Annotated in this window: 22 protein-coding genes; 5 read left to right on the top strand and 17 right to left on the bottom strand. The window is 72.4% G+C overall.

Annotated elements, in window-relative coordinates; genetic code table 11:
* Positions 1 to 3: 3 nt before the first annotated feature.
* Both ACGFMM_RS30275 and ACGFMM_RS30270 read left to right on the top strand, forming a co-directional pair.
* Positions 4 to 1,083, top strand: coding sequence for a GNAT family N-acetyltransferase (locus ACGFMM_RS30275; protein WP_393649660.1), 1,080 nt, complete (start codon positions 4 to 6; stop codon positions 1,081 to 1,083).
* 105 nt (positions 1,084 to 1,188) lie between these two features.
* The gene (locus ACGFMM_RS30270) at positions 1,189 to 1,878 is read left to right on the top strand and encodes a DUF5995 family protein (RefSeq protein WP_393649659.1); all 690 of its coding nucleotides are present in this window, start codon (positions 1,189 to 1,191) and stop codon (positions 1,876 to 1,878) included.
* A gap of 4 nt (positions 1,879 to 1,882) precedes the next feature.
* Here the strand turns inward: ACGFMM_RS30270 and ACGFMM_RS30265 are convergent, their stop codons facing one another.
* A complete protein-coding gene (locus tag ACGFMM_RS30265; protein WP_393649658.1) occupies positions 1,883 to 3,577 on the bottom strand; it encodes a flavin monoamine oxidase family protein in 1,695 nt (564 codons plus the stop codon).
* A gap of 55 nt (positions 3,578 to 3,632) precedes the next feature.
* Complete coding sequence (locus ACGFMM_RS30260) at positions 3,633 to 4,433, bottom strand: carbon-nitrogen hydrolase family protein (protein WP_393649657.1); 801 nt, start codon at positions 4,431 to 4,433, stop codon at positions 3,633 to 3,635.
* Positions 4,434 to 4,713: 280 nt separating this feature from the next.
* Between ACGFMM_RS30260 and ACGFMM_RS30255 the strand changes: the two genes are divergently transcribed.
* Positions 4,714 to 5,259, top strand: a complete 546-nt coding sequence (locus tag ACGFMM_RS30255; RefSeq protein WP_393649656.1) for a Repetin — start codon at positions 4,714 to 4,716, stop codon at positions 5,257 to 5,259.
* A gap of 79 nt (positions 5,260 to 5,338) precedes the next feature.
* Here the strand turns inward: ACGFMM_RS30255 and ACGFMM_RS30250 are convergent, their stop codons facing one another.
* Complete coding sequence (locus ACGFMM_RS30250) at positions 5,339 to 5,794, bottom strand: Lrp/AsnC family transcriptional regulator (protein WP_393649655.1); 456 nt, start codon at positions 5,792 to 5,794, stop codon at positions 5,339 to 5,341.
* A 10-nt stretch (positions 5,795 to 5,804) separates the two neighbouring features.
* On the bottom strand, positions 5,805 to 7,286 hold the full coding sequence (locus ACGFMM_RS30245; RefSeq protein ID WP_393649654.1) for an amino acid permease: 1,482 nt from the start codon (positions 7,284 to 7,286) through the stop codon (positions 5,805 to 5,807).
* A gap of 312 nt (positions 7,287 to 7,598) precedes the next feature.
* On the opposite strand from ACGFMM_RS30245, the gene ACGFMM_RS30240 reads away from it, so the two are divergent.
* Positions 7,599 to 8,720, top strand: a complete 1,122-nt coding sequence (locus ACGFMM_RS30240) for a GDSL-type esterase/lipase family protein (RefSeq protein ID WP_393649653.1) — start codon at positions 7,599 to 7,601, stop codon at positions 8,718 to 8,720.
* 7 nt (positions 8,721 to 8,727) lie between these two features.
* Here ACGFMM_RS30240 and ACGFMM_RS30235 read toward each other — a convergent pair whose 3' ends face one another.
* The 5 genes from ACGFMM_RS30235 to fmt all read right to left on the bottom strand — a co-directional run bounded on the left by ACGFMM_RS30235 (position 8,728) and on the right by fmt (position 14,806).
* Positions 8,728 to 10,170: a GuaB1 family IMP dehydrogenase-related protein gene (locus tag ACGFMM_RS30235; protein ID WP_393649652.1), complete on the bottom strand. Its 1,443-nt coding sequence runs from the start codon at positions 10,168 to 10,170 to the stop codon at positions 8,728 to 8,730.
* Between the two features lie 152 nt (positions 10,171 to 10,322).
* Positions 10,323 to 11,372 (bottom strand): sugar-binding transcriptional regulator, encoded by a 1,050-nt coding sequence (locus tag ACGFMM_RS30230; RefSeq protein ID WP_393649651.1) that lies wholly within the window; start codon positions 11,370 to 11,372, stop codon positions 10,323 to 10,325.
* 149 nt (positions 11,373 to 11,521) lie between these two features.
* Positions 11,522 to 12,205 (bottom strand): ribulose-phosphate 3-epimerase, encoded by a 684-nt coding sequence (gene rpe, locus ACGFMM_RS30225; protein WP_393649650.1) that lies wholly within the window; start codon positions 12,203 to 12,205, stop codon positions 11,522 to 11,524.
* A 131-nt stretch (positions 12,206 to 12,336) separates the two neighbouring features.
* Positions 12,337 to 13,758: an RsmB/NOP family class I SAM-dependent RNA methyltransferase gene (locus ACGFMM_RS30220; protein ID WP_393649649.1), complete on the bottom strand. Its 1,422-nt coding sequence runs from the start codon at positions 13,756 to 13,758 to the stop codon at positions 12,337 to 12,339.
* Positions 13,759 to 13,873: 115 nt separating this feature from the next.
* Positions 13,874 to 14,806 carry a methionyl-tRNA formyltransferase gene (gene fmt, locus ACGFMM_RS30215; protein ID WP_393649648.1) on the bottom strand — a complete coding sequence of 311 codons (933 nt, stop codon included), beginning with the start codon at positions 14,804 to 14,806 and terminating at the stop codon, positions 13,874 to 13,876.
* A gap of 261 nt (positions 14,807 to 15,067) precedes the next feature.
* Here fmt and ACGFMM_RS30210 point away from each other — a divergent pair, with 261 nt between their 5' ends.
* Positions 15,068 to 15,574, top strand: coding sequence for a hypothetical protein (locus tag ACGFMM_RS30210; protein WP_393649647.1), 507 nt, complete (start codon positions 15,068 to 15,070; stop codon positions 15,572 to 15,574).
* A gap of 125 nt (positions 15,575 to 15,699) precedes the next feature.
* On the opposite strand, the gene ACGFMM_RS30205 is transcribed toward ACGFMM_RS30210, so the two are convergent.
* From ACGFMM_RS30205 to ACGFMM_RS30170, 8 genes are all read right to left on the bottom strand, one after another.
* Positions 15,700 to 17,853, bottom strand: coding sequence for a primosomal protein N' (locus ACGFMM_RS30205; protein ID WP_393649646.1), 2,154 nt, complete (start codon positions 17,851 to 17,853; stop codon positions 15,700 to 15,702).
* Between the two features lie 85 nt (positions 17,854 to 17,938).
* Positions 17,939 to 19,147 (bottom strand): methionine adenosyltransferase, encoded by a 1,209-nt coding sequence (gene metK / locus ACGFMM_RS30200; RefSeq protein WP_393649645.1) that lies wholly within the window; start codon positions 19,145 to 19,147, stop codon positions 17,939 to 17,941.
* A 263-nt stretch (positions 19,148 to 19,410) separates the two neighbouring features.
* Entirely contained in the window at positions 19,411 to 20,679 is a 1,269-nt protein-coding gene (coaBC, locus tag ACGFMM_RS30195; RefSeq protein WP_393649644.1) for a bifunctional phosphopantothenoylcysteine decarboxylase/phosphopantothenate--cysteine ligase CoaBC, read from the bottom strand.
* A 58-nt stretch (positions 20,680 to 20,737) separates the two neighbouring features.
* Positions 20,738 to 21,010 carry a DNA-directed RNA polymerase subunit omega gene (gene rpoZ / locus ACGFMM_RS30190; RefSeq protein ID WP_005319902.1) on the bottom strand — a complete coding sequence of 91 codons (273 nt, stop codon included), beginning with the start codon at positions 21,008 to 21,010 and terminating at the stop codon, positions 20,738 to 20,740.
* Positions 21,011 to 21,039: 29 nt separating this feature from the next.
* Entirely contained in the window at positions 21,040 to 21,603 is a 564-nt protein-coding gene (gene gmk, locus ACGFMM_RS30185) for a guanylate kinase (protein WP_393649643.1), read from the bottom strand.
* A 49-nt stretch (positions 21,604 to 21,652) separates the two neighbouring features.
* A complete protein-coding gene (mihF, locus tag ACGFMM_RS30180) occupies positions 21,653 to 21,976 on the bottom strand; it encodes an integration host factor, actinobacterial type (protein ID WP_393649642.1) in 324 nt (107 codons plus the stop codon).
* 269 nt (positions 21,977 to 22,245) lie between these two features.
* Entirely contained in the window at positions 22,246 to 23,085 is an 840-nt protein-coding gene (gene pyrF / locus ACGFMM_RS30175; protein ID WP_393649641.1) for an orotidine-5'-phosphate decarboxylase, read from the bottom strand.
* Positions 23,082 to 24,191 (bottom strand): quinone-dependent dihydroorotate dehydrogenase, encoded by a 1,110-nt coding sequence (locus ACGFMM_RS30170; protein WP_393649640.1) that lies wholly within the window; start codon positions 24,189 to 24,191, stop codon positions 23,082 to 23,084. The genes pyrF and ACGFMM_RS30170 overlap by 4 nt, the downstream gene beginning before the upstream one ends.
* Positions 24,192 to 24,259 lie beyond the last annotated feature (68 nt).

Below are 24,259 nucleotides of genomic sequence, written 5' to 3'. Positions count from 1 at the left end.
GACATGAATGTCACCGTGATCACTCCGGACGAACTCGGAGAAGCCGAACTCACCGCGTGGCGAGCCATGCAGGAGGCGACCCCGGCATTGGACAGCCCCTTCCTGTCGCCGGAATTCACCCAGGCCGTGGGCCACCAGCGCCCCGGCGCCCGCGTGGCGGTCCTCTCCGACGGACAGCGACTGCTGGGATTCTTCCCGTTCGAACGGCATCGCTTCGGACTCGGCCTGCCGATCGGCAGCGGTATGTGTGACTGCCAGGGGCTGATCCACGTGCCGGAGCTCGATTGGGACCCCATGGAACTCCTGCGTTCCTGCGGGCTCCGCCTGTGGCGATACGACCATCTCGCCGAAGACCAGACACCGTTCGAAACCGAGGTCGTGGATCGTGCCGGATCTCCGGTCATCGACCTCCGGCAGGGGTACGACGCCTATGTCGCCGCGCTCCGCGCCAGGTCGACCAGACGGGCCAAACACCTGCGGCAGGACGAGCGACTGCTGGCCAGGAGGGTGGGAGAGGTGCGGTTCGCATTTCACGACACCGACCCGGAATCGCTCGACGCACTCATGCGCCACAAGTCCGCCCACTACCGGGCGAAGGAGCAGGTGGACCTGTTCAACCAGCCGAGAGCGACGGCGTTGGTGCGGGAACTGCATCGCGCCCGGGGGGCGACCTGCACCGGCGTGGTCTCGGTTCTCTACGCGGGCGGGCGGCCCGTCGCCTGGCTGTTCGGGCTGCGGTCCCTGCGTGTTCTGCACATCTGGTTCTCGGCGTACGACCCGGACGTGGGCCAGTTCTCACCGGGCATACTGGTGCGTCTCAAAGCGGCGGAGTCCGCGGCAGCCGAAGGACTCGACCGCATCGATCTCGGCAAGGGCAGGGAACCGTACAAGGAGGCGATGAAATCGTCCGAACTCCCCCGCTCGGAGGGATGGGTGGACCTGCGTACGATCCCTGCCACTGTCCGACGCACTCAAGTGGAGGCGGTGACGAGGGTTCGCGGGGCGGTGGCGGGCAATCCCGTACTGCGCCGCGCCGCCCTGAACACGCTCAACGCGATTCCACGGCTTGGCCATGCGGTCTGAGAACCGACGAGGCCGGACCGGCCGAGGCCTGAGTCGTTCGCCCGTTCCGGTGAGCCCCGGGCCGGGGAGTTCCCTCCCGGCCCCGGCGGCTGGGACCCTGCCGCCATGGCACGGATCGGGCAGTGCACGACCTCGGTCGACCCCGTGGTGGACCGGATGCGGGGCCTGCGGTCGGCCTGGCACCCGGCCGACGGGGTCGCGGTGTTCAACCGGGTCTATCTGACGGTCACCGAGGAGATCGGCCGGGCCGTCACGGCGGGCGCGTTCGCCGACCGGCGGGCCGCCGCCACCCTCGACGTACGGTTCGCCGAGCGCTATCTGACGGTCGTCGACGCGTACGCGGCCGGAAGGCCCCTGCCGGCGTGCTGGCGGCCGCTGTTCCACTACCGGCGGCATCCCGGGGTGCGGCCGCTGCAGTTCGCGCTGGCCGGGATCAACGCCCATATCGGCCACGATCTGGCCCTCGCCGTGGTGGACGCCTGCCGGGCGCTCGACTGCGCGCCGCGCGAGCTGGAGGACGAGTTCGACCAGGTCGGCGATCTTCTGGTGCTCCTGGAGGAACGGATCCGCGAGGAGCTGATGCCGGGCCCGGACCTCCTGGAGGTCGCGGACCCGCTCACGCACCTGCTGGGCTGCTGGAGTCTGGAGCGGGCCCGCGAGGGGGCCTGGCTCACCGCCCGCTCCCTGTGGCAGCTGCGCGGACTGCCCGACCTGGCCGAGGAGTTCACCGAACGCCTCGACCGCTCGGTGGGCCTGGTGGGGCGAATGCTGCTCACCCCACTGGCGCGTGCGTAGCGCCTCAGTCCTCCGGGAGTTCCACCGGGGCGATCTCGTCGTAGACGTCGCCCGGGCCCGGGTTGGTGGAGTCCGTGGACCCGCCGAGGTGGTGCATGACGCCCCAGACGGCGTTCAGGGCGGTCTGCACCGCGCCCTCGGCCCAGCCGGCCGTCCAGGAGATGTCGTCGCCCGCGAGGAAGATGCCGCGCTTGTCCTCGGGGAGGCGGTCCTGCATGAAGTGCGTATACAGGCGGCGCTGGTAGCGGTAGTGGCCGGGGAGGTTGGCCTTGAACGCGCCCATGAAGTAGGGCTCGTCCTCCCAGGAGACGGTGACCGGGTTGCCGATGATGTGGCGGCGGATGTCGACCTTGGGGTAGATCTCGCCGAGGGACTTCAGCATGACCTCCATCCGCTCGTTCGCGGACAGCGGCAGCCACTTCAGGCTGTCGTCGCACCACGTGTACGACAGGCAGATGACGGCCGGCTTGTCGGGGCCGTTGTCCAGCAGGTAGGTGCCGCGGGTCATGCGGTCGGTCAGCGTCATCGACATGACGTCGCGGCCGGTCTCCTCGTCCTTGTCCAGCCAGAACGGCCGGTCGACGGGGACGAACAGCTTCGACGACTCCATGTAGTGGGTGCGCTCGATCGCCGTCCAGTGGTCGATCGGGAACAGGGTGTCGTCGCACTCGATCTTCGACAGGAGCATCCACGACTGGGCCGTGAAGATCGCGGCGCGGTAGGTGCGGATGTCGCCGGAGGAGTCGGTGACCGTGATGCGGTTGCCCGCGGTGCGGTGCAGACGGGTCACGGCCGGGCGCGGCGTGCCGTCGTGGAGGGTGGACAGCGAGGTGCCCTGCGCCCAGTGGACGATCTTCTCGGGCTCGCGCTCCCACAGGCGCAGCGGCAGCTGCTGGGAGCCGCCGACGATGCCGCGGTGGTGGTCGTCGGCCTCGGTGTAGACGACGCGCAGGATCTCCAGGATGGAGTTCGGGAAGTCGGTGTCCCAGCCGCCGGTGCCGAAGCCGACCTGGCCGAAGATCTCGCGCTTGCGGAAGGACTTGAAGGCCTCCGACTTGCACAGGAAGCCGTAGAAGGTCTCGTCGTCGAGCTTCTCGACGAGCTTGGCCCAGATCTCGCGGATGCGCGGGACGTCCCGCTCGCGCATCGCGGTGTTCATGTCGGAGAAGTCGGCGCCCTCGTCGAGGCAGGCGTTCCAGGCCTCGGCGACGTCGCGGTAGATCTGCGGGAGGTCGGCGATGGTCTCGGCGTAGTGGCTCTCACCCTTGAGGTCGACGACCGTGGAGGGGGTGGCCTCGGCGAGCGGGTTCGGGAAGGGCTCGGTGACCAGGCCGACAAGGTCGATGTAGTGCTGCAGCGCCGTGGAGGAGGGCGGGAAGCGCATGGCGCCCATCTCGGCGGTGAGGCCCTCGGTCTCGGCGCCCTCGAAGCCGACGGTGCGCAGGCGGCCGCCGATCTGGTCGGCCTCGTAGACGACGGGCTTGAGGCCCATCTTCATGAGCTCGTAGGCCGAGATGATGCCGGAGAGACCGCCACCGATGACGGCGACCTCGGTGCCGAACTCGGTCGCGGGTATCTGGCCGAGGCCGGCCGGGTGGGCGAGGAAGTCGTCGTACGCGTAGGGGAAGTCCGGACCGAACATGGTGATCGGCGGCTGGCCGTCGGTGTGCTGGACGGCGTTGGGCACCGTGGACGTCATGGATCGGACTCCTTGCGGGACGAACGGGGAGAGGGAGGGGAGGCGGGGGGGGCGCTCAGGTGGTGAGCGCGGTGTAGAGGCCGGGGCGGCGGTCGCGCAGATACGGATTGGCGGTCCGGGAGGCAGCGAGAAGGTCGGGGTCGACGTCGCCGAGGACCAGTTCCGGGCCTCGGCCTGCCCGGGCGCGGACCGTGCCGTCGGGCCCGGCCAGACAGGACAGGCCCGCGAAGTCGAAGGGGCCCTCGTGGCCGGTGCGGTTCACGTACGCCACGTACATCTGGTTCTCGAAGGCCCGGACCGGGATCACGGACTCGGCGACGAACGCGTACGACGCCGTCTGCGCGGTCGGCACCGCGAGGAGGTCCGTCCCGGCGAGCGCGTGCGCCCGGACGTTCTCCGGGAACTCGACGTCGTAGCAGATCATCAGGCCGATGCGGAGGCCGTGCAGCTCGGCCCGGACGACGTGCTCGTCGCCGGGCGTGAACCACTGCCGCTCGAAGTCGCCGTACAGGTGGGTCTTGCGGTAGTCCGCGAGCGCGGCGCCGTCGGGGCCGGTGAGCCGGACGGCGTTGTACAGGCGCTCGCCGGCCCGCTCGGGGTAGCCGTGCACGATCGCCAGGCCGTGCCGGGCGGCGAGCTCGGCGATCTCACGGGCGGCGGGGCCGTCGGCGGCCTCGGCCAGCCGGGCGAGGTCCTCGCCGACGGCGTAGCCGGTGAGGAAGAGCTCGGAGGTGATCAGCAGCCCGGCGCCCGCGGCGGCGGCCCGGGCGGCCGCCTCGCCCAGGAGCGCGAGGTTCGCGGGGACGTCGCCGGGCACTCCGGAGCTCTGCAGCAGAGCGGTGCGCAGCGGCGGCATGGGCGGACCTCGGCGGGGTGACGAGCGGGTGGCGGGGAGACGTCAAAACGGTACGGTTCGGGCTCATGCCGGGACAAGACGGGACCGTTGCGGACCGACCGTGGAACCGTTGCGCGGTTGCCGGGCTCCGCGGCGATTCGTTGCGCGCCCGCTCCGCCCCGGGGCGTACGCCTCCCCCGCCGCGCGGCGGAGACCCGAACCGTCCTGCGGCCCGACGCCCGGGGCGGCTGGCCGCGGAAGAGTGGTGGTCGTCCGGTTGACCAGCCGAAAGGACCACGAGATGAACCGCCGTACGAAGTTCGCCGCCGTCGCCGCCGCGCTGCTGATGACCGCCGGGGCGGCCGGCTCCGCCGTCGCCTCGGGGGACGGCGACCGCCGGGGCGAGCGGGAGGCCGCGGCGCTGACCGGGACGGCGAAGCTGTACCGGGTGGCGAGCGACGACATCACGTTCAGCTTCGACGCGCATCTGGCGGCGAAGGACGTCAAGGACCCGCAGGCGGCCACCGGCACCTTCCGCTTCAGCCACTACAAGGGCGGCGGGGGCGGCTACGCCGTGGCGAAGGTGGACTGCCTGGTCACCGGCGGCAAGGTCGCCGTGGTGACGGGCGTGATCGTCGAGACCGACATGAAGGACCTGAAGAACAAGCGGGTCGGCGTCTCGGTGCACGACCTCGGCAAGCGCGACCGCCTCGGCTACAGCTGGGTCGGCCGCGAAACGGACCTGGAGGTGCCGCCGTGCCTGAGCTCGGCGCCCTTCGAGAAGACGAAGGCCGGGACGGGCGACTTCCACGTGACGCCGTGGGAGGTCCCGTACCCGGCCGAATAGACCGCCCCACGGGGGTGGGCGGCCGGCGTGCGGTGCGGGAACCACGGCCCGCACCGCACCGGCCCCGCGGCCCTCAGGACTACGCGGGCGAGCCCGAGGAGAAGCGCCGCAGCAGCGGCGAGAGCACCAGGACGGACTTGGTGCGCTCCACGAAGGGCTCGCCCGCGATCCGCTCCAGGACCCGCTCGAAGTGCCGCATGTCCGAGGCGAAGACCTGGACGACGGCGTCCGCGTCGCCGGTGACGGTCGACGCGGACACCACCTCGGGGTATCGCTCCAGACCTCGCCGGATGTCGTCCGGCGAGGTGTTGTGGCGACAGTAGATCTCGACGAAGCCCTCGGTCTCCCAGCCGAGCGCCGCCGGGTCCACCCTGACGGTGAAGCCGGTGATTGCGCCGTCGGCCCGCAGCCGGTCCACGCGCCGCTTCACGGCGGGGGCGGACAGGCCGACGAGCGAGCCGATGTCGGCGTACGAGCGTCGGGCGTCCTCCGCGAGGGCGTGGACGATGCGTTCGTCGAGGTCGTTGAGTCGCACTACGGGTGGATCACTTCTCTGCGTCGGTGGCCACGGCCGCGGTGGCCAGTCGGGAGCGGCGCATGCCGTACAGGAAGTAGAACACGAGTCCGGCGGCCATCCAGCAACCGAAGACCACCCAGGTGACGGTGTCCAGGCTGAACATGTTGTAGGCGCAGAACAGGAAGCCGAGCACCGGGAACAGCCAGCCGAGCGGCACCCGGAAGGTGCGCTCCATGTCGGGGCGGGTGTACCGGAGCACGATGACCGCGATGTTGACCAGACCGAAGGCGAACAGGGTGCCGATGCTGGTGGCGTCGACGAGCTTGCCCAGCGGGATCACGGAGGCGAGCGCGCCACAGAACAGCGAGACGATGACCGTGTTGACGCGCGGGGTGCCGGTCTTGGGGTTGACCTTGGCGAAGACCTTGGGGACGAGGCCGTCGCGGGACATGGCGAACAGGACGCGGGTCTGGCCGTAGAGCACGGTCAGGACGACGCTGGCGATGGAGATCACGGCGCCGAGGGCGAGCAGGGTGCCCCAGAAGGTCTGGCCGCTGACGTCGTTCATGATCGCGGCGAGGGAGGCCTCGGAGCCCTCGAACTTCTTCCAGTTCCAGGCGCCGACGGCGACGGCCGCGACGGCCACGTAGAGCACCGTGACGATCAGCAGCGAGAGCATGATCGCGCGGGGCAGGTCGCGCTTCGGGTCCTTCGCCTCCTCACCGGCGGTGGAGGCGGCGTCGAAGCCGATGTACGAGAAGAACAGGCTGGCGCCGGCGGCGCTGACGCCCGCCATGCCGAGCGGCATGAAGTCCTTGTAGTTGCCGGACTTGAAGCCCATGAAGCCGATGGCGCAGAACAGCACGAGCGCGGCGATCTTCACGAACACCATGATGGTGTTGACCAGCGCGGACTCGCGGGCGCCGCCGAGCAGGAACACCATCGCGAGGAGCACGACGATCAGACCCGGCAGGTTGATCACGCCGCCCTCGCCGGGCGCCGAGGAGAGCAGCGCCGGGATGGTGACGCCGATGGTGCCGTCGAGCAGCTCGTTGAGGTACTCGCCCCAGCCGACCGCCACCGCGGCCACCGAGACGCCGTACTCGAGGACCAGACACCAGCCGCAGACCCAGGCGACGAGTTCGCCCATCGTTGCGTACGCATACGAGTAGGAGGAGCCGGCCACGGGGATGGTGCCGGCCAGTTCGGCGTAGGAGAGGGCCGAGAAGAGCGCCGTGAGACCGGCGATGACGAACGCCAGGGTGACCGCGGGGCCGGCCTTGGGGACGGCGTCGCCGAGGACGACGAAGATGCCGGTGCCGAGCGTGGCGCCGATGCTGATCATCGTCAGCTGCCACATGGACAGCGAGCGGCGGAGCGAGCCGCCCTCACCCTGGCCACCCTCGGCGACCAGGCGTTCTACCGGCTTGCGCCGGGTCAGGGCGGAGAGCCCGGAAGTCTTGCGGGCGGTCGTCTCGTCGACCGTTGGGGCTGCGCCGTGGTCCAGCACTGCGTGGGGCTCCTTATCGCTGCCTGTCGGGTAGGCGACGACCGCGGCGGCAGGCGGGCGCGCGAACGCAGCCCACGGGAGGGGGAACCGCCGAGCAGGCGGTCGACGCCACTCCTGGTACGAGGCATGAGCCTAAACGGTCAGAGCTTGCACTTGTAATGCAGGGTTGTTGCGCAGCGACAGATGATCATTGCGCACTTGCGGCACAACCGGGGAAACATTGCGCCCCGGTGCACGAATCGACACATCGGGGCGTTTCGGCGCCCTCCGCCCGGGGGGTGGCAGACCCGCCTTCACGGGCATGGACTTCTCATGGCCGATGACGCACTCTGCACCGCCATGGAACCGGACGGAACGCACGGAACGGACGGCACGGACGGGACGTGGCAGGACGCCGGGCCCTTCCTGCGGGGCACGGCGTGGTTCGACGAGCGGGGCCGGGCGCTGCGCGCGGACCCGGCGGACCTGGACCGGCTGCCGTGGGATGCGGCGCAGCGGGCGGCGCTGCCGATCGGCGTGCGGCTGGAGTTCACGGCCGCTCCGGGCACCCGGGCGGTGGCGCTGCACTACCGGGCGCGGGTTCCCGGGCGGGCGGACGCGCTGCGGGAGCTGGCGCACTGCTTCGCGCTGTGGGAGGGCGGCCGGCTGCTCGGCGAGACCTTCGCCCGGCCGGCGAAGGACGCCGTGGTGGTCCTCGAACTCCCGCCGCGCCCGGGGCCGTTCACGGTCCATCCGCCCGAGTGGGCGGCCCCTCGACTGCTGGCGCTGCGGGCGGTCGGCGGCGCGGTCGCGCCCGCCCCGGCCAGGCCGCGCTGGGTGGTGCACGGCGACTCGATCACCGAGGGCTGGTGGTCCACCCGGCCGGCGCACTCCTGGCCGGCGGTCGCGGGCCGGGCGCTGGGCCTGGACGCGGTGAACCTGGGCTACGCGGGGGCGGCGCGCGGAGAGCTGCCCATCGCGGAGCAGTTGGCGGCGTTGCCCGCGCAGCTGCTGACGCTGGCCTTCGGCACGAACTGCTGGGGCCGGATCCCGCACTCCGCCCCGCTGTTGTACGAGACCACCCGGGCGTTCCTGGCCCTGGTGCGCGCCGGCCGGCCGCGTACGCCGCTGCTGCTGCTCTCCCCCGTGCTGCGCCCGGAGGCCGAGTCGACCCGCAACGCGCTGGGCGCGACCCTGGCGGAGCTGCGGGCGGCCATGGAGGAGGCCGTACGCGACCGCGTGGCGGCCGGGGACGACCGGCTGGCCCTGCTGTCCGGCCGCGACGTCCTCGGCCCTCAGGACCTCGCGGACGGCCTCCACCCCAACGACCGCGGCCATGCGCTGATCGCGCGGGCGGTGGCGGGGGCGCTGCGCGACGCGGGGTTCGCCGGAACGCCGCGGGCCCCCGGGAGAGGTCTCCCGGGGGCCCGCGGCGTCGGCATCGGTGCGGACTAGCCGCCGGTCAGCTCCAGCTGGCGTGCAGCGGCTTGCCCTCGGCGTAGCCGGCGGCGGACTGGATGCCGACGACGGCGTTCCGCTCGAACTCGGCGAGGTTGTTCGCGCCCGCGTAGGTGCAGGAGGAGCGGACGCCCGCGATGATCGAGTCGATGAGGTCCTCGACGCCCGGACGCTGCGGGTCGAGGAACATGCGCGAGGTGGAGATGCCCTCCTCGAACAGCGCCTTGCGGGCCCGGTCGTAGGACGACTCGTCGCTGGTGCGGTTCTTCACGGCGCGGGCCGAGGCCATGCCGAAGGACTCCTTGTACGCACGGCCCTGGGCGTCGTGCTGCAGGTCGCCCGGGGACTCGTACGTGCCGGCGAACCAGGAGCCGATCATCACGTTGGACGCGCCGGCGGCGAGCGCCATGGCGACGTCGCGCGGGTGCCGGACGCCGCCGTCGGCCCAGACGTGCTTGCCGTACTTGCGCGCCTCGGCGGCGCACTCCATGACGGCGGAGAACTGCGGCCGGCCGACGCCGGTCATCATGCGGGTGGTGCACATGGCGCCGGGGCCGACGCCGACCTTGATGATGTCCGCGCCCGCCTCGATCAGGTCCTTGACGCCCTCGGCGGCGACGATGTTGCCGGCGACGATCGGGACGTGCGGGTCGATGCCCCGGACGGTCCGGATGGCGCTGATCATCGACTCCTGGTGGCCGTGCGCGGTGTCGATGACGAGCGTGTCCACGCCGGCGTCGAGGAGCTGCTTGGCCTTGCCCGCGACGTCGCCGTTGATGCCGACGGCGGCGGCGATGCGCAGCTTGCCGTTGGCGTCGGTGGCCGGGGTGTACAGCGTGGCGCGCAGCGCGCCCTTGCGGGTGAGGATGCCGGCCAGGCGGCCGTCGGCGTCCACCGCGGGGGCGTAACGGCGGTTGGCGCTGTCCAGGATGGTGAAGGCCTCGCGCGGCTCGATGGCGGCGTCGAGGAGCAGCAGGTCCTTGGACATGACCTCGGACAGCTGGGTGAAGCGGTCCACGCCGGACAGGTCCGCGTCGGTGACGACGCCGACGGGGCGGCGGTCGGCGTCGACGACGACGCCGGCCTCGTGCGCCCGCTTGGGCAGCAGCGCGAGCGCGTCGGCGACGGTCTGGTGCGGCTCCAGGACGATCGGGGTGTCCAGGACCAGGTGACGGCCCTTGACCCAGGAGATGACGTCGGTGACGACCTCGATCGGGATGTCCTGGGGGATCACGACGAGTCCGCCGCGCCGGGCGACCGTCTCGGCCATGCGGCGGCCGGCGATGGCGGTCATGTTGGCCACGACCAGCGGGATCGTGGTCCCGGTGCCGTCGGGCGACGAGAGGTCCACGGCCTGGCGGGAACCCACGGCCGAGCGGCTCGGCACCATGAACACATCGTCGTACGTCAGGTCGTACGGCGGCTTGACGTCATTGAGGAAACGCACGTGCTGAACATCCCAGTCGATCGGATCGGCCCCTAGGCATTTCAGCCAGGGGAAAAAGCACGTAGTTCATTCTCCCACGCCCGTCCTGGAGTCAGGCCGGGCGCAACATCCAGGACTCGCCGAAGCGGATTGTCGGATCCTCCGAGAGCCGCTCAGACGCCGTCCGGGTCCGCGCGGTCGAGCGCCGGGCGCGGGCCGGGCGTGGACTCGGACAGCAGGAAGTCGGCCGCCGAGCGGTCGGTGACCAGGCTGGTCACCAGGCCGGAGCGGAGCACCGCGCCGATCGCCGCCGCCTTGCGCTGGCCGCCGGCGATCGCCACGACCTCGGGGATCCGGCGCAGCCGGTCCGCCTCGACGGTGATGCAGCGCTCCCCCAGGTCGCGGCCGACCCGGCGGCCCTCGGCGTCGAAGAGGTGCGCGGACATCTCGGCCGCGACGCCCAGGGAGGCGTAGTGGGCCCGCTCCTCGTCCGTGAGCATGTCGTGGACGGTGGAGATGCCCGGCTCCCAGGAGCCGATGGAGACGCAGGCGACGGTGACCTTGTCGAAGTACTCGAAGGCCCGCGCGATCCCGGTCTGGTTGCGCAGAGCAGCCGCCGTGGCAGGGTCCGGCAGCAGCATCGGCGCGTAGATGGGGTGCGCCTCGCCGCCGGAGACCTGCGCGGCGCGGCGGACCGCCTCGACGGAGCCGCGCTCGGCGGTCCCGGCGTCGTACACGCCCGTGAGCTGCACGACCGTACAGGGCGGCAGGCGGTCGAGGGCCGCCGCCATGTGGATGGTCGAGCGTCCCCAGGCCAGGCCCAGGACGTCACCCTCGTTCACGAGCTCGCCGAGCAGATCGGCCGCGACCTCGCCGAGGTTCTCCGGGTCGGGCGACTCGTCCACGCCCTCCGCAGGAGACTCGACGACGACCGCGTGCCGCAGCCCGAACCGGGCGCGGAGCGCGTCGGAGCGTTCGGCGTCCAGTTCGGCGGGGACGCGGATCTCGATGCGTACGAGATCCCGCTCCAGCGCCGTCTCCAGAACGCGGGCCACCTTGAAGCGGCTGACGCCGAACTCCTCCGCGATCTGGATCTTGGACTTGCCCTCCAGGTAGAAGCGGCGCGCCATGGCAGCCGCCTGCACCAGCTCCGCGGGTCCCATCCGCAGGGCTGACCGTCCCGCCGACATACCCGCCACCGCGATCTCCTCACTGCTGTTCACGTACCGCTGTTCACGTACCGCTGCTCAGCCACTGCCGTGCAGTCGCCGCCGCTGTTCACACTGTGGACTCTTCGTCCATCCTGTCAGATCCCGCGGGCCTTGATCAGACCTGTCGGCCGCCCGTCGGACCACGTTCATCTGCCCGAGGCTCAGTGGCCACACGCCCACGCAGCGGAGGCCGTCGCGGACTCCGCCCTGGCCCGCAGGGACCGGACCGCCTCGGCCGGATCCTGCGCCCCGTAGACCGCCGAGCCGGCGACGAAGACGTCCGCGCCGGCCTCGGCGCAGCGCTCGATCGTCGACTCCGCGACGCCGCCGTCGACCTGCAGCCACAGCTCCAGACCGTGCTTGGAGATCAGCTCACGGGTGCGGCGGATCTTCGGCAGCATGATGTCGAGGAACGACTGGCCGCCGAAGCCGGGCTCCACGGTCATGATCAGCAGCATGTCCAGCTCGGGGAGCAGGTCCTCGTACGGCTCGATCGGCGTGGCCGGCTTGAGCGCCATGGACGCCCGCGCCCCCTTGGCCCGGATCTCCCGCGCGAGGCGGACGGGCGCGGCCGCGGCCTCCACATGGAAGGTGACGGAACCCGCGCCGGCCTCCACGTACTGCGGGGCCCAGCGGTCCGGGTCCTCGATCATGAGGTGGCAGTCGAGCGGGGTCCGCGTCGCGCGGCTCAGCGACTCGACCACGGGCACGCCCAGGGTCAGGTTGGGCACGAAGTGGTTGTCCATCACGTCGACGTGCAGCCAGTCGGCGCCGTCGACCGCCTTCGCCTCCTCGGCGAGACGGGCGAAGTCCGCGGACAGAATGCTCGGGTTGATCTGCGCCATGAGCCAAGCCTGCCATGCTCTTGGGCGGTTCTTTGCCGCGAAGCGGTTTCGGATGGAGTTCCGGACGAAACTGGGGTGGCCCGGACCGGTCTAGACCACCCCAATCCCGACGAATCAAACGCGCCTTCGGCTCAGGCCGTGCGGCGGATCAGCGCCAGGTACATGGCGTCGGTGCCGTGCACATGCGGCCAGAGCTGGACGTCCGGACCGTCGCCGAGCGCGGGAACGCCGGGCATCAGCGGGCGCGCGTCGATCAGTTCGGCCCCGCCGGTCCGCTTCAGGACGTCGTCGACGACGACCCGGGTCTCGGCCAGGTGCGGGGAGCAGGTCGCGTACCCGACGACTCCGCCGACCCGCACCGCCTTCAGCGCCTCCGTCAGCAGCCCCCGCTGCAGCGGGGCGAAGCCGTCGAAGTCCTCGGGGCGCCGCCGCCAGCGGGCCTCCGGACGGCGGCGCAGGGCCCCCAGGCCGGAGCAGGGGACGTCCATCAGGACCCGGTCGAAGGAGCCGGGCCGCCACGGCGGACGGGTGCCGTCGGCGGCGATGACCTGGTACGGGCCGGGGTTGCCGGCCAGCGCCCGCTCGACGAGCCGGGCGCGGTGCGGCTGCTTCTCGGAGGCCAACAGCGCCGCGCCGCGCTCCGCGGCCAGCGCGCCGAGCAGGGCGGCCTTGCCGCCGGGGCCGGCGCAGCCGTCGAGCCAGCGCTCGTCGGGGCCGTCGACGGGGGCGTTGGCGAGGGCGAGCGCGACCAGCTGACTGCCCTCGTCCTGGACGCCCGCCCGGCCGTCCCGGACGGCGTCGAGGGCGCCGGGCTCGCCGCCCTCGGCGAGCCGCACCGCGTACGGGGACCAGCGGCCCGGCACCGTCTCGGCGGCCTCGGCCAGCTCGGCGGTGGTGGAGCGGCCGGGGCGGGCGACGAGGGTGACCTCGGGGCGCTCGTTGTCGGCCGCCAGGAGCTCCTCGATGCCGGACCGGCCGCCGCCGAGCGCGTCCCAGAGCGCCGAGACGACCCAGCGGGGGTGCGAGTGGACGACCGCGAGGTGGTCCTCGGCGTCCTCGTCGTACGGCGGGGCGACCTGCTCGATCCAGGCGTCCAGGTCGTGCTGCGCGATGCGGCGCAGCACGGCGTTGACGAACTTGGCCCGGCCGTCGCCCAGCACCACGCGCGCGAGCTCGACGCTGGCGGACACCGCGGCGTGCGTGGGGATCCGGGTCCCGAGCAGCTGGTGCGCGCCGAGCGCGAGCACGTCGAGCACCGGCGGGTCGACCTCGCGCAGCGGCCGGTCTATGCAGGCCGAGATGATCGCGTCGTACGTGCCCTGGCGGCGCAGGGTCCCGTACACCAGCTCGGTCGCGAGCGCGGCGTCGCGGGCGTCGAACCGGTCCGGGCCCTCCTGCTCGCGGGCCTTCTTCAGCAGCGGCGGGAGGACGAGGTTGGCGTAGGCGTCGCGCTCGTCCACCGCCCTCAGCGCGTCGAAGGCGAGGATCCGGACCGGGTCCTTCTTGGGCCGGCGGTAGGGCTTGGGGGGACGGCGACGGGCCTGCTCGCTCAAAGGTGCTCCGCGTAAGGAAGGAAGAGGACGTACCCTCCCAGCCTACGTCGGCGCGACGGCCCGGCCGTCCACGGGCGTCCGCGGCCGTCCGCCCCGCCCGCCCCGTCCGCTGCCGCTAGCCGCCGACGGTCTCGCCGGGCGCGATGCGTACGCCGCGGGCCCAGTCGGCGGCCCGCATGGGCTTCTTGCCCTGCGGCTGGACCCAGAGCAGCTCGACCGCGTGGGAGCCGGTGCCGACGTACACGTTGTTCTTGCCGGCCGAGAGCTCGCCCGGGGCGAGGTCGGTACGGTCCGGCACGAGCGCGGCCTGGATGAGCTTGAGCCGCTCGCCGCGGAAGGCGGTCCAGGAGCCGGGGGCGGGGGTGCAGCCGCGGACCACGCGGTCGACGCGCAGGGCAGGGGCGGCCCAGTCGACGTGGGCGTCCTCGACCTGGATCTTCGGGGCGAGGGTGATCCCCTCGGGGGGCTGCGGGACGGCCTTGAGGGTGCCGTCCTCGATGCCGTCCATGGTGGCGGCGAGCAGGCCCGCGCCGGCGAACGCGAGGCGCGTGAGCAGGTCGCCGCTGGTGTCGGTGGGCCGGACGTCCTCGGTGATCACGCCGTAGACGGGGCCGGAGTCGAGCCCCTCCTCGATCAGGAAGGTGGACGCGCCGGTGACCTGGTCGCCGGCCATCAGGGAGTGCTGCACGGGCGCGGCGCCGCGCCAGGCCGGGAGCAGCGAGAAGTGCAGGTTGACCCAGCCGTGGGCGGGGATGTCGAGGGCGACGCGGGGCAGCAGCGCGCCATAGGCGACGACGGGGCAGCAGTCCGGGGCGATCTCGCGCAGCCGGGCCAGGAACGCCTCGTCGCGCGGCCGCTCCGGCTTCAGCACCTCGATGCCCGCCTCCTCGGCGCGCTGGGCGACGGGGCTGGCGACGAGCCGCCGGCCGCGGCCGGCGGGGGCGTCGGGGCGGGTGACGACGGCGGCCACCTCGTGCCGGCCGGAGGCGAGCAGGGCGTCCAGGGCGGGGACGGCGACCTCGGGGGTGCCTGCGAAGACCAGCTTCACTCGGGTTGACCTCGTCTCGGGGCGATGGGGTACCTCCCTGCTCGAACGCAGCCGAGAGCTTGGGGGAGGGCAGCGCACCAGTCTAGGCCGCGGCACGAGGGGGCGTGTTGCGGTGTGCCCGGCTTGTGCATATGCGTGTACGCCCCTGAAGCGTGACCCAAGCACGGGTGGCGCGTTGGTCAAGAGAGATTGACCGAATCGGGCCGCCGCGGCAGCGCTGCGGCCCCGCCCCCTTCACACGCCGGTTCGAGAGGCTTGCACATGGCCGACCACGCAACCCACGACGCCCAAGCCCGGGCAAGTCTGCACCTGCTGGTGCGGGACATCGAGCGGGTCCGGCGGCAGGTGGACGCACTGCGCACGCTCACGGCCCAGTTGGGCAATGTGTACCGCCCGCGCCGCTCCGGCCCGTCGACGGGCTTCGTCGTCTACGGGCGCGCGCCCGCCCCGACCGTCCGCCTCGCGCAGGAACTCCGCGACAGCGTCGAGACCCTGGTGACCGCGGCGGTGGACTTCGACCGTTCGCTGGGCTTCTCGTGGGACGCGGTGGGCTCGGCGCTCGGGGTGACCAAGCAGGCGGTCCACCGCCGCTACGGCGCCCGCCGCGCGCCCCAGCCGGGCGCGCCCGAGGAGGGCACGACCCGTACCCTCCCGGTTCCCCCCGCCGTTCCCGCCGTCCCTGCCGTCCCCGCCGCCCGCACGATGCCGCCCCAGCCCCTCCGCGACGACCCCCGCCCCCCGGCCTTCCCGGGCCCCCGCAACGGCTGACGCGGACCCCGCCGAGCCGCCCACCCGCCACACGACGGGAAGGGGCGGCTCGTCGCCGTACGGGGCGGAGCCCGCTCGGGGTGGGCCCGCCGGAGGCGGGAGGTGCCCGGCCACCCCCGCGACCGTCAGCCGATGTCCGGGGGGTCCACCCGGATGCGGATCGGGGTCGTCGCCGGGCCTCGGGTGGAACGGGACGCCTGGGCCTGTTTCAGGGACGCGGCCAGCGCCGCCCCCGTGCCCGGCGGTACGCGGACCAGGGCGCGTTCCCAGGGCTCGCCCGGCGGCGGGTCTCCGGGGCGGCTCGTACCGCCCGGGCGGACGACGGGCAGCGGGACCGGGCCGAGGATCTCCGCGTCCGGGGGCAGCGGCGTGGACGCCAGGAAGCCCAGGACCGTGTCCACCGGCCCCGCCACCGACGCCATCCGGGACACCGGCGGAAACCCCAGCTCCGCCCGCTCCGCGAGCTCCCGCTGGGCGTGGCCCACCGGATCCCACCGCACCAGCGCCTGCACCGGCCGCAGCGTGGGCTCGGCGACGACGACCACCGTGCCCCCCTCCCCCTGCCCCCGCACCAGCGAGGCCGCGTCGATCCAGCGCCTCAGCGCCTCCTCCCCGGCCCGCAGATCGGGCCGGGACACCATCGCCCAGCCGTCCAGCAGCAGCGCCGCCGCGTAGCCGCCCTCGGCGACCGGCTCCGCACCGGGGGTCGAGACGACCAGCGCCGGCCGCCCCGGCACCGTGTCCAGCACGTGGTCGCGCCCGGAGGTTCGCACCGGCACCGCCGGGAACGCCCGCCCCAGCTCCTCCGCCGTGCGCCGCGCGCCCACCACCTGGGCCCGCAGCCGCACCGAGCCGCACGCCACGCAGTGCCAGTCCGGCGCGCCGCGCCCGCACCACCCGCACCGCAGCTCCTGCTGCTCGGGGGCTTCCAAGGGCCCCGCGCAGTGCCGGCAGCGCGCGGGCGTCCGGCACCGCTCGCAGGCCAGCCGGGGCACGTACCCGCGCCGCGGCACCTGGACCAGGACCGGCCCCGTCCGCAGCCCGTCCCGGACCGCCGCCCACGCCAGCGACGGCAGCCGCGCCGCCCGCGCCGCCTCGTCGCGGGCGAGCTGCTCGTCGCCCACCGTCCGCACCCGAGGCGCCGCGGCCCGTACCTGCTCGCGCCCGGCGACGAGCGGCCCGGCCCACCCCGACTCGACCAGCTGCGCCGCCTCGACCGTGCAGCTCAGCGAGCCCAGCAGGAAGCCGCACCGGTCGTGCGCGGCGCGCAGCAGCAGGACGTCACGGGCGTGCGGCTGCGGTGCGTGCGGCTCGCTGTGGCTGCCGTCGCCGTCGTCCCAGATCGCCACAAGGCCCAGATCCCGCACCGGCGCGAACATCGCGGCCCGCGTGCCGACGACCGCCCGCACCGCGCCCCGCCGCACCGCGAGCCACTGCCCGTACCGCTTCTCGGGACCGGCCTCCGCGGTGAGCACCGCGTGCCGTCCCTCCCCCAGGGCCGCGGTCAGCGCCGCGTCCACCCGGGCGACCGCCCGCCCGTCGGGCACGACGACCAGCGCTCCCCGCCCCGAGGCGAGCGTCGCGGCCACGGCGCGGGCCAGCTCCTCGGCCCAGGACGGCCCCGGCAGCGCGTTCCACACCGCTCGCGGCGCCCCGCCCCGGGCCAGCGACTCCAGGAACGCCGGGCCGCGTTCGTACCGCGTCCAGCTCCCCGGCTCCGGCGCGGGCGGCGGCGGGAGCGGCGCGGGCGAGGGACGGGACTCGGCGCGCGCGCTGCGCGGCGGGATCGCGAGCTGCAGCACGTCGGCGAGGCTCCCCGCGTACCGGTCGGCGACCGCCCGCGCCAGCGCCAGCAGCTCCGGGCTGAGCACCGGCTCGGGCGACACCACGTCGGCGAGCGCGGCCAGCGGCCCGGTGTAGTCGGAGGAGGCGAGCCGCTCGACGAGGAAGCCGTCGATGAGCCGGCCGCCCTCGCGCCGCCCGTCCCGCACCTTGCCCGACCCGGCGCCGAACCGCACCCGGACCCGCACGCCGGGCTGCGCGGCCTCGTCGAGCTCCTCGGGGACGGCGTAGTCGAAGTACCGGTCGAGATGGAGCACGCCCTTGTTGACCACGATCCGGGCGACCGGCAGCTCCTTGGCCAGCGACGCCCCGCGCCAGGTGCGCGGCTTGGCGCGGGGCGCCTTCGCCTTGCGCACGCTCTCCCGGATGAGCGCGAGCTGCTCCGGCGGCCCGCCGGCCTCCGGCCCGCCTTCGGGGGTCTGGTTGTCGCTGCTCACAGCCCCATTCCTACCAAACGGCACCGACAACGCCGACGGCCCCGGACCAGCAGGTCCGGGGCCGTACGGGCACGAGGGGAACGCGTCAGATACCGGCGGCCTTGCGCAGCGCCTCGACGCGGTCGGTCCGCTCCCAGGTGAAGTCCGGCAGCTCACGGCCGAAGTGGCCGTACGCGGCGGTCTGGGCGTAGATCGGGCGCAGCAGGTCGAGGTCGCGGATGATCGCGGCCGGGCGGAGGTCGAAGACCTCGCCGATGGCGTGCTCGATCTTCTCCGTCTCGACGGCGTTGGTGCCGAAGGTCTCGACGAAGAGACCGACCGGCTCCGCCTTGCCGATGGCGTAGGCGACCTGGACCTCGCAGCGCGAGGCGAGGCCGGCGGCCACCACGTTCTTGGCGACCCAGCGCATGGCGTAGGCGGCCGAGCGGTCGACCTTGGACGGGTCCTTGCCGGAGAACGCGCCGCCGCCGTGGCGGGCCATGCCGCCGTACGTGTCGATGATGATCTTGCGACCGGTGAGGCCGGCGTCGCCCATCGGGCCGCCGATCTCGAAGCGGCCGGTCGGGTTGACCAGCAGGCGGTAGCCGTCGGTGTCCAGCTTGATGCCGTCCTCGACGAGCTGCTTCAGGACGTGCTCGACGACGAACTCGCGGATGTCGGGCGCGAGCAGCGAGTCGAGGTCGATGTCGGAGGCGTGCTGCGAGGAGACCACGACCGTGTCGAGGCGGACGGCCTTGTCGCCGTCGTACTCGATGGTGACCTGGGTCTTGCCGTCGGGGCGCAGGTACGGGATGGTGCCGTTCTTGCGGACCTCGGTGAGGCGGCGGGAGAGCCGGTGTGCCAGGTAGATCGGCAGCGGCATGAGCTCGGGGGTCTCGTCCGACGCGTAGCCGAACATCAGGCCCTGGTCGCCGGCGCCCTGCTTGTCCAGCTCGTCCTCGTCGCCCTCGACGCGCTTCTCGTACGCCGTGTCGACGCCCTGCGCGATGTCCGGGGACTGCGACCCGATGGAGACCGAGACGCCGCAGGACGCGCCGTCGAAGCCCTTCTTCGAGGAGTCGTACCCGATCTCGAGGATCTTGTTGCGCACCAGGGTGGGGATGTCCGCCCAGGCCTTGGTGGTGACCTCGCCGGCCACGTGGACCAGGCCGGTGGTGATCAGGGTCTCCACGGCGACGCGGGAGGTGGGGTCCTCCCGGAGCAGCGCGTCGAGAATGGTGTCGCTGATCTGGTCAGCGATCTTGTCGGGGTGACCCTCGGTCACGGACTCCGAGGTGAACAGACGACGGGACACAACGCTCCCTGTGGTTGCAGCGGCTGCTGGCTGATCATTTACGGAACAGCAGGGGGCTGCGCCCCGCGTCGTTCCGAGAACAGTTTATCGGGCGCTCTCGGGCGTATGACCAGGTGTCTCGCAAGGTGGGAGCCGGATCACCCGGGAAATGGTCATTTCCCTTACGGCGAATGGCCCCCTTTCGCGCCCGAAAGGACCAGCTCCGCACACCTCGATCACGCTGTGTCGCCGATGTACGGTTTCTCCCGATGGTACCGGAGTGGTTACGCGGGCAGCGGACGCAGCCGCGGCGCGACGAGGTCCCACACCGTCTCGGCGAGGGCCTCCTTCGGCCCGTACGGCGCCGGCGTCTCGGCGCCGTCGGCGGCGAGGATCACGGCCTCGTTCTCCTCCTGGCCGAAGGTCTTGCGCTCCCCGACCTCGTTGACCACGAGCAGGTCGCATCCCTTGCGGCGGAGCTTGTCACGGCCGTTCGCGAGGACGTCGTCGGTCTCGGCGGCGAAACCGACGACCACCTGCCCGTCCAGGACGCGGTCGGCGGAGATCTCCGCCAGGATGTCCGGGTTGCGCACCAGCTCGACCGTGGGCGCGCCGCCGTCGTCCTTCTTCTTGATCTTGCCGGGGGCGTAGACGGCCGGACGGAAGTCGGCGACGGCCGCCGCCATCACCACCGCGTCGGCGTCCGGGGCGGCCTTCACGACCGCCTCGCGCAGCTGGAGCGCGGTGCCGACGTGGACGACGTCGACGCCCGCCGGGTCGGGGATGCCGGTGTTGGCCTCGATGAGGGTGACCCGCGCGCCGCGGGCCGCGGCGGCCTTGGCGAGGGCGTAGCCCTGCTTGCCGGAGGAGCGGTTGCCGAGGTAGCGGACCGGGTCGAGCGGTTCACGGGTGCCGCCGGCGCTGACCACGACATGACGGCCGGCGAGGTCCGGCGCGGCCGTGCCGCGGGACAGAATCCTCCGGCAGACCTCGAAGATCTCGGCGGGGTCGGGCAGCCGGCCCTTGCCGGTGTCGACGCCGGTGAGCCGGCCGACCGCGGGCTCGATGACCACTGCGCCGCGGCGACGCAGGGTGGCCACGTTCTCCTGGGTGGCCGGGTGCTCCCACATCTCGGTGTGCATGGCGGGCGCGAAGACCACCGGACATCGGGCGGTGAGCAGGGTGTTGGTGAGCAGGTCGTCGGCGAGCCCGTGCGCGGCCTTGGCCAGCATGTCGGCGGTGGCGGGGGCGACGATCACGAGGTCGGCGGCCTGGCCGATGCGGACGTGCGGGACCTCGTGGACGGACTCCCACACCTCGGTGGAGACCGGGTTGCCGGAGAGCGCGGACCAGGTGGCCTCGCCGACGAAGTGCAGCGCCGAGTCGGTGGGGACGACGCGCACGTCGTGGCCGGACTCCGTGAGCCGCCGCAGCAGCTCGCAGGCCTTGTACGCGGCGATGCCGCCGCTGACCCCCAGAACGACCTTCGGCTTCGTCACCACTGCCACTCCCCGCACTCGACCGCGTACGACGTCAGATGCGTACGACTCCATGAGACACCACAGGCCCGGCGGTTGTTCCGCCGGGCCTGTGGTGACAAGCGTTTCGTGCTTACTGCGCCGGGCCCTCGATGGCCTCGGAGGTCAGCAGGCCCGCGTTGATCTCGCGCAGAGCGATCGAGAGCGGCTTCTCGTGGACGTGGGTGTCCACCAGCGGACCGACGTACTCCAGCAGGCCCTCACCCAGCTGGGAGTAGTACGCGTTGATCTGACGCGCGCGCTTCGCCGCGTAGATCACGAGGCTGTACTTCGAGTCCGTGGCCTCGAGCAGCTCGTCGATCGGCGGGTTGATGATGCCCTCGGGCGCGGTGATGGAAGAGGACACGCTCTACCTTCCGACAGATGGGAAAAAGATCAAAGAACTTCCATCAAGGCTAGCAGCTCACGTGCTACGTCCTCGACGGAGGTGTTGACAAGGGTGGTGTCGAACTCGGTTTCGGCGGCCAGCTCGACCTTGGCGGCCTCCAGCCGGCGCTCGATCACCTCGGGCGACTCGGTGCCGCGGCCGGTGAGCCGCCGGACCAGCTCGTCCCAGCTGGGCGGGGCCAGGAACACCAGCTGGGAGTCCGGCATGGACTCCTTGACCTGGCGGGCTCCCTGGAGGTCGATCTCCAGCAGTACCGGCTCGCCGGCCTCCAGGCGGTCCTGGACCGCGCGACGGGGCGTGCCGTAGCGGTTGCCCGCGAACTCGGCCCACTCGAGGAGTTCGCCGTTGGCGATCAGCTTGTCGAACTCGTCGTCGGAGACGAAGAAGTACTGGACACCGTGCTTCTCGCCGGGCCGGGGCTTCCGTGTCGTGGCCGACACCGAGAGCCAGACCTCGGGGTGGACCTTGCGCATATGAGCGACGACCGTGCTCTTGCCGACCCCGGAGGGGCCGGAGAGCACGGTCAGCCGCGGACGTACCTCTGCTGCCATGCAGCGATTATTCCAGCTTTGCGGGTGTGCCCGGGACGCCGTCCCGGACTCAGGCGCTCGTGCTGCCGAACTCCCGCTGCAGCGCGGCGATCTGGTTCGTGCCGAGACCCCGCACGCGGCGGCTCTCGGAGATGCCGAGCCGCTCCATGATCTGCTTGGCACGGACCTTGCCGACGCCCGGCAGGGACTCGAGCAGCGCCGAGACCTTCATCTTGCCGATGACATCGTTCTTCTGGCCCTGGTCGATGACCTCGTTGAGGGAGGCGCCGGAGTGCTTGAGTCGATTCTTGACCTCGGCCCGCTCCCGGCGAGCCGCGGCGGCCTTTTCGAGCGCGGCTGCGCGCTGTTCAGGGGTAAGGGGCGGAAGAGCCACGCCTACGTCACCTCGGATGTCGAACTGTCGGATACGGGCCGCCGAGGAACGCGGACGCTCCACACACGGCGAGTCGCATGGCGGTGGCCTGGGCCGTTCGCCACGAGAACTCTGCGTCGGAGACTAGCGGCCAAGACCGCTCCAGTCAGCGAGAACAGACGAAAAGTCCTGGTCAGGATCGAGTCTGGCATCACCGACCAGGACAATCCAGGCATTATGCCGGGGTTTTTCGCCCCTCGCCTTTCGACAGTTGAGACGGCACGGACGGGTCAGACGGCGACGGCGGCCCGGATCTCGTCCGCGAACCGCTCGGCGGCGGCCCTCAGCGCGGCCGCGTCGGGGCCCTCCTTCAGGACGCCGCGGCTCACGTTCGGCACCACGTTGCGCACCGCGGAACCGAAGACCGCCGGAAGATCGGCGGCCATCGCGCCCTGCGCGCCGATGCCGGGGGCGAGCAGCGGCCCGTTGATGTCCAGGTCGAACGAGGACAGGTCGCCCAGGGTGGCGCCGACGACCGCGCCGAAGGAGCCCATCGGGCTCTCCCCCGCGTTCTCGGCGGCCAGGTGCGCCAGCATGGTCGCGCCGATGGTGCGGCCGTCCTCCCGGACCGCCCGCTGGACCTCGGCGCCCTCCGGGTTCGACGTCAGCGCCAGGACGAACAGACCCGCGCCGGACTCCCGGGCGAGGTCCACGGCCGGCTTCAGCGAGCCGTAGCCGAGGTACGGGGAGACCGTCAGCGCGTCCGAGAACAGCGGGGACTGAGGGCGCAGGAAGGTCTCCGCGTACGCGGCCATGGTGGAGCCGATGTCACCGCGCTTGGCGTCCATGACGACCAGGCCGCCCGCCGCGCGCAGGTCGGCGACGGCCCGCTCCAGGACGGCGATGCCGCGCGAGCCGAAGCGCTCGAAGAACGCGGACTGCGGCTTGAAGACGGCGACCGTCTCGGCCAGCGCCTCCACCACCGTGCGGGTGAAGGTCTCCAGGCCGTCGACGTCGTCCTTCAGGCCCCAGGAGGCGAGCAGGGAGGCGTGCGGGTCGATGCCGACGCAGAGCGGACCGCGCTCGTCCATGGCGGAGCGCAGGCGGGTCCCGAACGGTTCGAGGGTCACTTGGATGCCTTTCGGGTGTCGGCGCCGACGGCCTCGGCGAGGGTGGCGTACGGGGAGGCGGCCAGGCGGGCGGCCAGGCCCTTGTGGATCGCGCGGGCGTAGAACGGGCCCTCGTAGATGAAGGCGCTGTAGCCCTGGATCAGGGTCGCGCCGGCGAGGATCCGCTGCCAGGCGTCCTCGGCGTTCTCGATGCCGCCGACGCCGACGAGGACGATCCGGTCGCCCACGCGCGCGTACAGCCGGCGCAGGACCTCCAGGGAGCGGGCCTTGACGGGCGCGCCGGACAGGCCGCCGGTCTCGGCGACCAGCTCCGGGTCGGACTTCAGGCCGAGGCCCTCGCGGGCGATGGTGGTGTTGGTGGCGATGATGCCGTCCAGGCCCAGCTCCAGGGCGAGGTCGGCGACGGCGTCCACGTCCTCGTCCGCGAGGTCGGGCGCGATCTTGACCAGCAGCGGGACGCGGCGGTCGGTGACGGTGCGGTCGGCGGCCTCGCGGACGGCCGTGAGCAGCGGGCGCAGCGACTCGGTGGCCTGGAGGTTGCGCAGGCCGGGGGTGTTCGGCGAGGAGACGTTCACGACGAGGTAGTCGGCGTGGGCGGCGAGCCGCTCGGTCGACTTCACGTAGTCGGCGGCGGCGTCGGCCTCCGGGACGACCTTGGTCTTGCCGATGTTGACGCCGACGACGGTCCTGAAGACCGGCGTCCGGGTGCGCAGGCGCTCGGCGACGGCGGCGGAGCCCTCGTTGTTGAAGCCCATGCGGTTGATCAGGGCGCGGTCCGCGACGAGGCGGAACAGCCGCTTCTTGGGGTTGCCGGGCTGGGGTTCACCGGTGACCGTGCCGATCTCGACGTGGTCGAAGCCGAGCATCGACATGCCGTCGATGGCGACCGCGTTCTTGTCGAAGCCGGCCGCGAGGCCGAACGGGCCGTGCATCCGCAGGCCCAGGGCCTCGGTGCGCAGCTCCTCGTAGCGGGGCGCGAGGACGGCCGCGACGTACGTGCGGAGCACGGGGACGCGGGCGGCGAGCCGGATCCAGCGGAAGGCCAGGTAGTGGGCCTCCTCGGGGTCCATCCGCTTGAAGACCAGGTGGAAGAAGAACTTGTACATGTGTCTCTCAGATCCAGGTGTCCTCATGAAGAGGGGGACACCGCGGTGTCGCCGGTGTCCCCCTCTTC

Source organism: Streptomyces sp. NPDC048604, from assembly GCF_043199435.1.
Lineage (GTDB): Bacteria > Actinomycetota > Actinomycetes > Streptomycetales > Streptomycetaceae > Streptomyces.
This window is presented reverse-complemented; position numbering and strand designations above follow the sequence as displayed.